Raw genomic sequence first — 11,654 nt, 5'->3', positions numbered from 1 at the left:
TCTTATATTAGTTTTCTACAAGATTAAAAGACATCGTGTAAATTCTCTTTTTGGAATTTAGCACCTATGTGTGTTTCTTCTTTTTAAAAGAATTATTACTATGTAGAAGTTTATTCTTTGTTGCCTACCAATCCAAAGGGTCTTAAAACAAAAGGGTACTAATTAAAGACCCCTTTATTTACTAGTCTTTGAAGCTTAAATATCATCCATTGATACAATGATTAGTTTATAAGCTAGTCATATTGAATATCAAATCCATTATATAGCTTTATTTCTTCCCATTTTTTAAAAACCATATTTACAAGATAAGTATGGATACTAAACTCATTGTATTTCTTACTACTTACTGTTTTCCCACCAGTTGATCTTGTTACATCAATGAAGCTTTTATTCTCAAGCCTTTTAAGAGTAACTCTTAAAGTAGTAGGGCTTATTCCAACAGTTTTCGATAACCAATACATACTGATTCTGTCGTTCCATTTTTCATAGTGAATTGTTTTTCTAAAGATGACGAGTAATACATCTCTTTCATTTCTACTTAAATCTGAATCCATTACTTGTTGGAACATTAATGACTTAAAAAACTCATCAAGAATTGCATAACCATTATCTTCACTTCCAATTTTTAAATTACTTGCCATTGTTTAGCTTTTTTGTTTCTTCTAAAAAATCCAAAACATCATCTGTTGCATATATCTGTATCAAATCTTCTGCTTTTTTAATATTTCTACTTGATGGAGTTAATATATATGGCTTGTAATGAGAAAATGTTGTTTCTTTTGTTACATCTTCAATAAAATCTAACCCTTGCTTATTTAGTTCACACTTAACATTCTCTATCCTTGATGTAAGATAAAATACAGAATCACTTTTTGCTCTTACATCAACACCTTTTATTAAATCTTTTAATACCAGATAATGAGATACTCCTTTAGGCTTTTTCATTATTTAATCCTTTCAATAATTCTTTTTTTATATTTTCAATATCAATCAAGTTGCAAGGCATACTAGGCTTAACATCTTCATACAGATCTGCAAAGTTCTCAAATGCTATACTTATCTCTCCATTTAGCAAAACAAAGAATCTTCTAAGTGCAGCTTTTAATATTCCAAAGTAACCTCTAGAATTGTTTCCTTCAACTATGAAGTTATATTTATCTGCATGAGTTAGACTTATGCCTTTTATCGTTAATTCTTTCAGCTTATTAGCTTCAAACTCTTTCTTAGCAATATATTTACTGTCTGTAAGTCTTTTGTTCTTATTTGTAGTCAAAATCAACTCCCTTTTTCTCTTTTGTAATCATTTAATTCTCCAAACCTTTTTTCAAATTCAAGGTTTTCTAGTTCCATTTTCTTTCCATCTAGTAAGAAACTAATCATAAGCTTTCCACTCTGTTTTGCTTTTAGTCTTAGAATTTCGATTCTTTTTTCTTTATTCATACTAAACCTTTTAAGTTTTCTATTGTTTTAATTACTGGTTAGCCATTTTTTAGGCAACAAGATATTCTTGAGTAATAGTGAAATAACTATTATTTAGGCTCTATAGCTATCTTTTAACAAATTTTAGAATTTAAGTTTTTGATTTAAATATTGATATTGAGATATGATATAATAACTTACTACGTTAATTATATACCTCATCTTTTTTAATCAAATAACTTTGATGGGGTTTTTATGTTTTTTTCATTTACTCTCCTTTTTTCTAATTTGAACAATATCGGATTTTTTGCTATTTGTAATAGTTTCTGTAATCATTTCTAAATTTACTAAATCTAAACTGTTCAGTTTTTGAAGTATAAGAAGAGATATTTCAATAGTTGATAATTCTTCAATATCTTTTAAATTCATTAAATCACTTGCAAGCCACTTTATAATCTTTTTATTGCTCTCCTTGAAGTGAGACCCACTATTATTAAAATCTTCTATTGTATGCGTTACAATTGCTTTTATTCTAGTTTCTAGTTTCATGGTTAAGCCGTTTTGATTGTTTGTGATAAGTATTCAGCTACATCTATAATATTGAACACTACTTTTGCATTTTTTGCTGTACCTAATTTTTTATAGTTGGGTATTCCAATACCTTTTGAAATGTACAAATCAATTGTTGATGTTGATACTGTAAATTCATTAGCAAGTTCTTTTTTTGTGAGTGTTGCTTTGTTGTATCTTGATTTTAAATCTTGATAAACTAATTCTGTTTGAGGGTTTGTAAATTTAAGTTCCATAAGTTAGCCTTTGTTTTGGTTTGTATATGGAAGTATAGAAAATTATGAAAGAGTTGAGAAGAAGCATATTTAATAAATTTACATAAGTATTGTAGGGGTACTAAGTGGCTTTAATTATTTATGCTTTGTAGTAGTAATAAGGATTATTAGAATTCTAAAGTATTCAATTCATCAAATCTATCTTTAAAGGATTTTTCATTAATTTGAATTAGTGCTTTTGCATAATTTTTTGCAACATTCTTTGTTAAATTCATTCTTTTTGCAATAATCTTAAATGGTATGTAGTTTGCATATCGTTTTGTTTGTGCAAATTCAATCAATGTTTTACTATACTCTATTAAAATATCGCTTTCCTCTTGTCTAAAATCAGTCAAAATCTTTATTTTAGTTTTTAACTCTCTTATTACGATATTCTTATCAATTGATAAAAGTATTGCTTTGGAAGTATAACCAATTACTAAACTTTCAGTATGTCCTTTAAATACTATATTGTAGTCATCTGTAATTTCAATATCATCATTTACTAAGTGAGATAAAAAATGATTATTGCCTATTAATTTACTTCTTTTCATATTGTTGGTTATCAAGTCATTGAATGTATTTTTTTCATGTTCTAAATTTTGAATAACTTCTGATTGATCAATCTTATATTGGTTAAAAGGTAAGTGAATATCATTAATCTTGTTGTTAATTCTTTTTATCGTTTCCTCATAGCTATTATTTAAAATTTCTTGATATAAATTACTGTATTTATTTAGCTGAATTCTATTACCATATTCTGAAAGCTCTTCAATTCTAATTAATAATTCTTTTCTTAGATCGCGTTCATATTCTATTGTTATTTCTTCTAGGTGAGTTTCTTTAAGATTAATCAAATCCTTTGAAATAAAAAGCTTTCTTATGCATTTTATAAAAGCAATATCACAATTTATTAAGATGTCTAGTGTTCCTTGCATGTTAATACTACTTTGCAAACAAAAAGTAAGTATTGCATTAAATTTATGTATTGCCTTTTCGTTCTCATCAAAAAAACCCTCAAAGATTAATCCGTTATTTTTTGCTCTAAGCACTTCAATAAAATCAACAATTAATTTAATTTGTTCATCTGTTAATTCATAATCAGTTTTACTGAGTTCGTCCATCTTCTCTTTATATGCCTTTATTTTTTCAGGTGTAGTAATTTTCTTTTTCATCTTGATTTTCCTCTTAAAAAAATGTAATTCATTTATATAGTCCTTTCACTTCATTTTTTCCATTATCAGGAGCAAGTTTTGCATATCTTAAAGTCATATTTATATCTTTATGGTTCATTAGTTTTTGAATTGTATAGATTGGAGTTCCATTCATTGCAAGTTGTGAAGCAAAAGTATGTCTTAATGTGTGGGTAACTGCTCTATTCTTTGAATCATTGGATTTTAACCCTATATTGAATAAATCATCAAGTATGGCTTTCATTTTGTGTTGTATGGTATCCATTGCATAAGTTGTAATAAGATAATCATTAATTTTGAGATGAGGTAATAGGTTTTCTATTATAGGAAATAGATCATCTGTTATGAATCCTTTGTAAGAAGTACCATTTTTAAAATCATATAAGTTAATGGTGTGGTTTTCAATATCTACATCTTTTTTCTTTATGTTCATAATTGTTGAAGCTCTACCACCAGTTGATAAAGATAATCTTGTGAATAGATTTAATGTTTCATTCTCTGCAACTTCATCAAGTAAAGCTTTTATCTCTTCCAGGTTTAAAAACCTTTCTCTTTTATTATCGACCTTTAGATTATCAATTTCACTTGCTGGATTTATTATTCTCATTCTTTCTTTTTTGATTGCATAGTTGAAAATTGTTCCTGCAAGTGTAGTTAAATGATTTACTGTTTTTGGTGCGTGTGTTTTTTGTTTTGCTTTTTGTATCTTTTCAATATCTGTATAGTCAATTAATGAAATGTCTTTATGTCCAATAAAAGGTTTTATATGCAGTTCATATCTTGCGATAGAATTTTTGTTATCTCGATTTATGCCTTCTACACTATCAAAATACTTTTTAGCAATTGAATCAAAAGTAATAATGTTTTTTTTCTTTTTCTTGGCTTGAGGATCTTCACCTAAATTGATTTTGTTTATAAATTCATTTCTTTTTGCATTACAATAGGTTTCAGTTATCCCACCGCTTTTTTTTCCTACATTGAACCATTTTAATTTATTATGTTCATCTTTATAAGTAATGGAATAACTAATATCACCATTTTGTAGTTTGTTGATATAAACACCATCATTTTTTTTGCTTCTAACTCTTGCCATATTAAACACCTCTTTATTTTGCTAACCTATTGCTAACCTAAATTTATATAAGATAATAATATTGTAGAGTACTTAAGGTAATAAGAAGTTTAAAGAAAGTACTATTTTAAGGTAAATGTAGAGATATTTGTATAACTTTAAGAAAGATAAGATAAAGATATAAAAAGAGTTTCGGCCCCGGCGGTTGGGGGTTCGAATCCCTCCAGGCGTACCACCTAGAAGCCCGATTTAATCACTGTTTGCAGTGTTTAGGTCGGGCTTTTTTTATGTCTCTTAAAAATCAATTCATACCTATATCACACTAAATATAAAATTTAGAAAGATAAATATAAAGGACGCTCTTTTAACTTAGAAGTGCAACACCAATCGTAAACTTAGACTATTTGCTCCTTACTCTTTTTATTCTATCTTTATATGATTCTTTATAAAATTCTTTTGCTTTAGGACTTAAAAAAGATTTATCAATCAAGTCTTCTACATCTAAATATGAGTCTTCAATAAATTTCATAATTTTATTAAATCTGATTTCTGGTAAATCTATGAACTTAGCAAAAGTTTTAAAATCATCATAAGTATAGTAACCATAAGCTTCATAAGTATCCGTATAATCATCTAATAAATCTATTGCCATATCTCCATATTTTTCATTTATATGAAATCTTGTGTTTAATAAATCATAACTTGGTGTTAAAAAGTATTCTCTAGAATCTGCTTTACTATACAAAGAAAAGTTTTTAATATGTGCATCACCATTAGATATTAGATAATTTAGAATAATTCTTTTAAAAAAGTCTTCTTGTGATATTACACTTGATGCAACATACTTTTTTATCATCTTTGCACAATCTAAATAACTACAAGCATCATATTTATAATTTTCTCCATGAGTTACTGGTGTTATTCCCATAATTCCAGCAAAATCTTCTTGATCATATTTCAAGTTTGTTTCTTCATCATAATCAAATCTCTTTGTTATATAAGCTAACTCTCCATCACTAAACATAATCAAACCACACAAAGCTGTAGGAATTTTAAATATATTCTTTGAGATAATCATTGATAAATGTTCATTTGCCACAATATCTTTTTCATTTTGAATATGCCCATCTCCATTTGTAATAGGTTTTAAAATATATTTTCCATTACTTGCAGTTGGGACTAAATCTTTTTTTTCAAAAGTTAAAGAGATTTTATCTTGTACTCCAGAGATTGACATTCTAGGTGATAATTCTGCTCTTTTTTTAGTAAATTCAATTCTGTCAAAATTTAAAGGATTTGGTACCTTTCCATTAAATAGTTCTTTAATACACTTTGAACAATAGTTATTTCTTAGTTTTTTATTTTCTGCTAAACAGCCTAAACATATCTTATCTTCCATTTTTATATCTCATCTTTTTCTATTGTAATTGAACCTATTGTGTTCTCTTTGGTTGTTAATAATAACCTTGAAAAATCATCATTTTTATCAATTCTAAGCTCTTTACATTGTATATCTTTTAATTTTCCTTCTGCTAATAGATTATAAAAAAAAGGAAACAAACTTTTTGATGTAAATTCTTCTTCTTTTAAAGGGAATGTTAGACTAATAGCTTTTGAATTATCTTTAGTTAAATACTCTTTGTCATAAACAAAGCTATAACTATTTTCATCAAACTTTGTAAGTAAACCAGTAAATATTGTATTTCTAAAAACTTTTGCTCTTTGCATTATTTAATCTTCACTTTGATATCTAATTCCATTCCAAGTACATCTAAAAGTTTCTCTAGTGTCTTAACGGTAGGATTAGCTTTTCCATTTTCAATTTCAGATATTGAAACATAATTAACACCTGAATAATCTTGTAAATCTTTTAATTCAAGATTTAATTCTTTTCTTCTTATTTTTATAGTTTTACCTATTTTAGTAGAAGTAGATTCCATTTTAATACCTTTAATATATGTTCTTATTTAGTATATAAGTTAAATATTATTAATTATATAGCTTTTAAAATAAATATTCACTTTAAATTTAGTTTATATACTAAATATTAGGGTGTAGATTGTAAATATTTGAGAAACCACTTTTAATTTAGTATATATGTTAAATTAAAAATATGATAAACTCAATTTACAAAAATAATTGGATTCTAAATGTTTAAAAATGGATTATACGAACAACTCATAAATAGTTTGATTTCAAACAAACTAAATTCTTTAGATTTAGAAACTATCTATTATAAAACTACTGCCATTGAGAAATCAGAAGCTTCAACTTTTTTAACGCAATATATAAGTAACTTCATAAATTATTCTTTAAATTTAATAAGCGGTTATACCTAAACTTGATTCCCATATAAAAGATTTTGATTCTTATATCAAAGAAATTACACCATATACAGGGCTTACTCAAAGTGAACTTTTTACAGGAGGTAATGCAGGTGTTTCTTTAGAAAGTGAAATAAAAGAAGAAATACTTTCCTCAGATAAAATATATTTTTTGGTCTCTTTTATTAAGTGGTCAGGAATTAGAATATTTGAAAAAGAGTTAAGATAATTTACAAAAAGAGGAAAACAATTAAAAATTATCACTACTTCTTATATGGGAGCAACTGATTTAAAAGCGGTTGAATTTTTAGCAAGTTTACCAAATACTGAAATCAAAGTTTCATATAATACAGCAAATGAAAGATTGCATGCAAAATCTTATTTGTTTTTTAGAGATACGGGTTTTCATACAGGATATATAGGTTCTTCAAATATTTCAAGAAGTGCACTTACCAGTGGATTAGAATGGAATTTAAAAGTAACAAATTCAGAAATTTCACACATAATAAAAAAGTTTCAAAAAACTTTTGAAACATATTGGGAAGATAAAGAATTTGAAGTTTTTACATAAGAGAAAAAGCAAAAACTTCAAATTGCACTAAAAAGTGGTTCCATAAAAGATACAAATAAATTTTCAACTTTCTTTGATATAAAACCACATCATTATCAAGAAGAAATTCTAATGGATAATGAAAATATTCTAGATGATTTTTGTGGCGTAATTGCTTCTGAGATTAGACTTCCTGAAGCATTAAATAGAAAACTACTTTGTCCTTTTCAATATTTTGGAATTAGTGATAGTGTTGATTTACAAAATATAAAATGGCAAATATCAAACAAACGAATTAACAGATGTTTTTTCAAGTGAAAAAAGAGTTGCTGAGATTATCACAAAATGTGAAGAATATTTAACAGATATTAATGAAGTCTTGGCAATTTGTTTTTGTGTATCACAAGAACACGCTAAGTTTATGAGTGAGAAATTTAAGGAAGTTGGTTTAAAAGCAGATTTCCTTATAAGTGGAAGTTCTAATAGAGATGATGTGAAATCAAGATTGTTAAAAAAAGAAATAAACTATTTATTTGTAGTTGATATCTTTAATGAAGGTGTTGATATTCCCCAAATTGATACTATCTTATTTTTACGTCCAACTGAGAGTTTAACTGTGTTTTTACAACAGTTAGGAAGAGGACTTAGATTTACTGAAAACAAAGAGTGCTTGACTGTTTTAGATTTTGTTGGAAATGCTAGAGATGAATATGATTTTGAAGGTAAATTTAGAAACTTAATTGGTAAAACTTCTAATAGTGTAAAAGATGAAATAGAAAATGAATTTCCTCATTTACCTTTAGGATGTTCAATAGTTTTAGAAAAAAAAGCTAAAGAACATATTTTAAATAATATTAAAAAAGCAACTACACTTGGTAGAAGAAAATTAATATCAAAAATAAGAAATTATGAAAATCAGACAACTTTACCACTTACAATTAGAAATTTTACGAAGATAAATCATCTTTCTTTAGAAAATTTATATAAAAAAGATAGTTTTTCTAAATTGTGTTATGAAGCCGATATTCTAGAAGATTTTGATGAAGTCAATGAAAAAGAGCTGATAAGAGCAGTTTCTAAAAAATGGCTATTAACAAGATCTCATAGTTATTTTGAATTTATTTTAGAACTTATAGATAATAATTTCGATTTTACAAAAGAAGTTATGGAAAAAAATAAACAATCATTTTTGATGCTTTATTATGATTTCTTTCAAGACCCAAATAAGTTTAATAGTTTAGATGAGGGAATAAAATATATAGGGAATAATAAAATCTTAATTAAGGAATTAAAAGAGTTAGTTAAGTCTTTAAATGAATTAGATAACTTTAAATCACATTTTGGAAAAAATATTTTTGTATTGTTTTTTGTTGCTTTAATTGCTTGGGTTATGTTTTTTGGACTAGATATTGTAACACAGCAATATATTTATAAACAGCCTTTAGAGAAATTAAAAAGAGAGATAAAAATAGAAAAAAGATTGATTCAAAGACAAAAAATTTTATTAAATAGAACAAATAAAAAGTATAAAGAGTTTACAGAGTGTATTACATCAAATGAGGTAAAAAATGATTAGTATTAATAATAAAAGATTTAAACTAATTATAAAAGTAGGTTTAATAATATTTGTTACTTATTTTATTGGTTTTTTCTTTTTTAAATTAGCAAACTTTTTTAAGATATCTTATGAAAAAGAACAATATACAAATGAACTTAAAATTAGAAAACAAGAAACTCTTAGTTTAAAAAGAAAAATTGTTAATAAAAAAGAAAAAATGAAAGAAATTGAATCAAGATATATAAAAAAAGAGGAATTAGATAGTAAAATAAAAGATATATATAAAAGAATGTCAGTTTTAGATTATAATCTAAAATATCTAAGTTCAAAAAAAATGTGTGTTGATAACTATATTTTAGTAACACAATTAACAGCAAAAAGTGAAGAAGGTTTAAAAGCAGGTGAGGGAATACTTTCTTATTTAGGTCAGATGAAAAAAAGTGAAAAAAATAATACTATTTATTTTGTAAACTATATATCAAAACCAAAGGATATTAAAAAATGATTTTTATTAAGTTTTTTATTTTATTTATATTATCAATATCTTTATATTCTCAAGAGATGTATTTTGATACTATTTCTTTATCTAAAATAAAAAAACTTATAAAAAAAGAAGAGCAAATTGCTAAAGTATATAAAGAGTATATTGTAGCAAATGGCTCAAAACCAACTTCTATTTTAGGAAATGAAAGTACAAGCTTAAAAACATATTTACCAGATGGTTTTACACTAAATAATCTTTTTAATAGCTCAATGTCTTTAGATTCAACAAGTACTTACATAGTAAGTGAAATCCCCTCAAATGTAAAATCAGCTTTATATGATAAGTATTATTCGAATGAAAATAGAGTATATTCAAAAGCTCCTCTTAGTAAAGTAAATCATAATGTAAGAATTGCACTTTCTGAAAAAGAAGAGTATATTATATCTCAATCAAGCTCTATTACTACAGATACAACATCACCTAAAAATGAGTATTTGTTAGATTCTAAAGGTGTTTTACATTGGTATGATAATAATGGTGATTTACTCTACTCTTATGATAAAAAATTAATTGTATATCCAAGTGCTTCAATGTTAGATACTGATGGTAATATATCTTCTTCTTTTGAAACGATTTTAGATCAAAAAAAAGTATCTTCTCCTGGACAGCAAATTCTAAATATTGAAAATGGAATAGCTCAAGAATATTTAAATATTGGTGGGGATGTTGGTATTGTAAAAGTAGGGGACTCAACTAGAGATATTGGAAAAACAATTATTCAGTTTTCTAGACGTGCTGGTGGCATGATTGTTAATGGAGATATATATACTTGGGGTAATAATGCAAATGAAATTGTAGGATTAGGAGATAATACTTATAGCGGAGCTACTTCAAGTAATAGATATCCTGTAATTACAGGATTAGTTAGAGCAAAAGTAAAAACATACAATTCTAATATAGATGATAGAGATTACTTCTCGTCTCCTTTAAGACCAAAATTTGTAGATTTTTTTAGTACAGTTTATCACAGTACTTGTGGTGTTACTGTTGAGGGTGCTATATATTGTGGAGGAGCAACAGGACTTACTTCCTCTTTTGGTTCTAATTTTACTCATGTAGTTGATTCTAATGGTAATCAAGTAGATAGTAATGACCCAGAAATGTTATATAGAAGTAGATATTTTGATGGAATTACAAATAAAGCATCAAAAATGTTTGCAAATAATCAAATTTGGCTTATTCTATCACAAGGCGGCGATATTTATAGATGGGGATATGATTTTTCAGGTTTTTCAGGAAATGGAAGTACTCAATTTAATTATAATTATACAAATGAAAATTTAGACCCTCAAAAATTAACTGTTAGTAATAATGGTACAAGTGTAAAATTTAGTGATATAACATATCTTTTAACTATTGGATATAGAAAAATGGGTGCTTTATCACAAGATGGAGATATTTATATTTGGGGAATAGAGTCTGAGATTGCAAGTGGTAATTGTAGTGTTAATTGGGAAAGTACTTATATGAACTTGTGTAAGCCTTTGAAAGTAGATACGGATTTAAGTTTTAAAAGTATAAGTGGTGGATTAGAAGCTTTTGTAGCACAATCTACAGATAATAAATATTATAAAATATATCAACCAAAAAATAAAAAACCAATTGTTTTATCAATTGAAGAAGAGATAAAAAGTTATTCAGACTATGTTGCTGAAGATGATAGTGAAATATTATCAGTTGATTTTTCAACAAAACTAGGTGAAGGTGTAAATACTGGAATAGTTTGGGTTAATGGAAATAATGAACTTAAAGGTGATTATTTTACATCAGATAATCAAAATGATGAGTTTTTTAAAGAATCAATTTCAAAGATTAAATGGAAAAAAATAAAAGTAATACAAGATGATAATGGTATGTGTGGAATAGATATTTATAATCAAATGTATTGTTGGGGTAAAATGTCTTTTTATAGATCAGGAAGTAGCTATAACGACTATATGGGAAATACTTTTATGCTACCTGTTTTTAATACAAACTTATATGATTTAGATAAAGACTTTTTATTAGCAGAAGGTGGAAGTGGTGCATATTTAACAAATATGACATCTGGTAATTGGACAACTGGAAACTATACAGGTTCAGAAGAGTATAAAAATGATTTCTTTATACGATACCCAACATATATAGGTGGATTTAATTATGAATTTACATTTAAGTAAAAGTTTAAAAG

The 11,654-nt window shown here is 26.0% G+C and carries 16 protein-coding genes; 5 read left to right on the top strand and 11 right to left on the bottom strand.

The window, feature by feature from the left end; genetic code table 11:
• Positions 1-233: 233 nt before the first annotated feature.
• The 11 genes from GBG18_RS10565 to GBG18_RS10520 all read right to left on the bottom strand — a co-directional run bounded on the left by GBG18_RS10565 (position 234) and on the right by GBG18_RS10520 (position 6,448).
• On the bottom strand, positions 234-641 hold the full coding sequence (locus GBG18_RS10565) for a replication protein (protein ID WP_152190917.1): 408 nt from the start codon (positions 639-641) through the stop codon (positions 234-236).
• Positions 631-945 (bottom strand): hypothetical protein, encoded by a 315-nt coding sequence (locus GBG18_RS10560; RefSeq protein ID WP_152190915.1) that lies wholly within the window; start codon positions 943-945, stop codon positions 631-633. The genes GBG18_RS10565 and GBG18_RS10560 overlap by 11 nt, the downstream gene beginning before the upstream one ends.
• Complete coding sequence (locus GBG18_RS10555; RefSeq protein ID WP_152190913.1) at positions 932-1,273, bottom strand: hypothetical protein; 342 nt, start codon at positions 1,271-1,273, stop codon at positions 932-934. Before GBG18_RS10555 ends, GBG18_RS10560 begins: the two co-directional genes overlap by 14 nt.
• Before the next feature lie 2 nt (positions 1,274-1,275).
• Positions 1,276-1,440 (bottom strand): hypothetical protein, encoded by a 165-nt coding sequence (locus GBG18_RS15340; RefSeq protein ID WP_193311120.1) that lies wholly within the window; start codon positions 1,438-1,440, stop codon positions 1,276-1,278.
• A gap of 243 nt (positions 1,441-1,683) precedes the next feature.
• Entirely contained in the window at positions 1,684-1,968 is a 285-nt protein-coding gene (locus GBG18_RS10550; RefSeq protein ID WP_152190912.1) for a hypothetical protein, read from the bottom strand.
• A gap of 2 nt (positions 1,969-1,970) precedes the next feature.
• On the bottom strand, positions 1,971-2,225 hold the full coding sequence (locus GBG18_RS10545) for a hypothetical protein (protein ID WP_152190911.1): 255 nt from the start codon (positions 2,223-2,225) through the stop codon (positions 1,971-1,973).
• 146 nt (positions 2,226-2,371) lie between these two features.
• Complete coding sequence (locus tag GBG18_RS10540; protein ID WP_152190909.1) at positions 2,372-3,418, bottom strand: hypothetical protein; 1,047 nt, start codon at positions 3,416-3,418, stop codon at positions 2,372-2,374.
• Between the two features lie 28 nt (positions 3,419-3,446).
• Entirely contained in the window at positions 3,447-4,529 is a 1,083-nt protein-coding gene (locus GBG18_RS10535) for a tyrosine-type recombinase/integrase (RefSeq protein WP_152190907.1), read from the bottom strand.
• A 379-nt stretch (positions 4,530-4,908) separates the two neighbouring features.
• A complete protein-coding gene (locus GBG18_RS10530; RefSeq protein ID WP_152190905.1) occupies positions 4,909-5,907 on the bottom strand; it encodes a type II toxin-antitoxin system HipA family toxin in 999 nt (332 codons plus the stop codon).
• Positions 5,908-5,909: 2 nt separating this feature from the next.
• Positions 5,910-6,236: a HipA N-terminal domain-containing protein gene (locus tag GBG18_RS10525; protein ID WP_152190903.1), complete on the bottom strand. Its 327-nt coding sequence runs from the start codon at positions 6,234-6,236 to the stop codon at positions 5,910-5,912.
• On the bottom strand, positions 6,236-6,448 hold the full coding sequence (locus GBG18_RS10520) for a helix-turn-helix domain-containing protein (RefSeq protein ID WP_076082982.1): 213 nt from the start codon (positions 6,446-6,448) through the stop codon (positions 6,236-6,238). The genes GBG18_RS10525 and GBG18_RS10520 overlap by 1 nt, the downstream gene beginning before the upstream one ends.
• Positions 6,449-7,106: 658 nt before the next feature.
• On the opposite strand from GBG18_RS10520, the gene GBG18_RS15555 reads away from it, so the two are divergent.
• The 5 genes from GBG18_RS15555 to GBG18_RS10505 all read left to right on the top strand — a co-directional run bounded on the left by GBG18_RS15555 (position 7,107) and on the right by GBG18_RS10505 (position 11,643).
• Positions 7,107-7,403, top strand: coding sequence for a phospholipase D-like domain-containing protein (locus GBG18_RS15555; RefSeq protein ID WP_255467383.1), 297 nt, complete (start codon positions 7,107-7,109; stop codon positions 7,401-7,403).
• Between the two features lie 111 nt (positions 7,404-7,514).
• Complete coding sequence (locus GBG18_RS15550) at positions 7,515-7,700, top strand: hypothetical protein (protein WP_226896494.1); 186 nt, start codon at positions 7,515-7,517, stop codon at positions 7,698-7,700.
• Between the two features lie 103 nt (positions 7,701-7,803).
• On the top strand, positions 7,804-8,958 hold the full coding sequence (locus tag GBG18_RS15545) for a helicase-related protein (protein ID WP_255467382.1): 1,155 nt from the start codon (positions 7,804-7,806) through the stop codon (positions 8,956-8,958).
• Positions 8,951-9,445, top strand: a complete 495-nt coding sequence (locus tag GBG18_RS10510; protein WP_152190901.1) for a hypothetical protein — start codon at positions 8,951-8,953, stop codon at positions 9,443-9,445. Before GBG18_RS15545 ends, GBG18_RS10510 begins: the two co-directional genes overlap by 8 nt.
• A complete protein-coding gene (locus GBG18_RS10505) occupies positions 9,442-11,643 on the top strand; it encodes an RCC1 domain-containing protein (protein ID WP_152190900.1) in 2,202 nt (733 codons plus the stop codon). Before GBG18_RS10510 ends, GBG18_RS10505 begins: the two co-directional genes overlap by 4 nt.
• Positions 11,644-11,654 lie beyond the last annotated feature (11 nt).

Origin of the sequence: Poseidonibacter ostreae (assembly GCF_009208075.1) — a bacterium.
Classification (GTDB): domain Bacteria; phylum Campylobacterota; class Campylobacteria; order Campylobacterales; family Arcobacteraceae; genus Poseidonibacter; species Poseidonibacter ostreae.
Note: the sequence above shows the minus strand (reverse complement) of the source record. Positions and strands in the feature narration are given on the sequence as shown.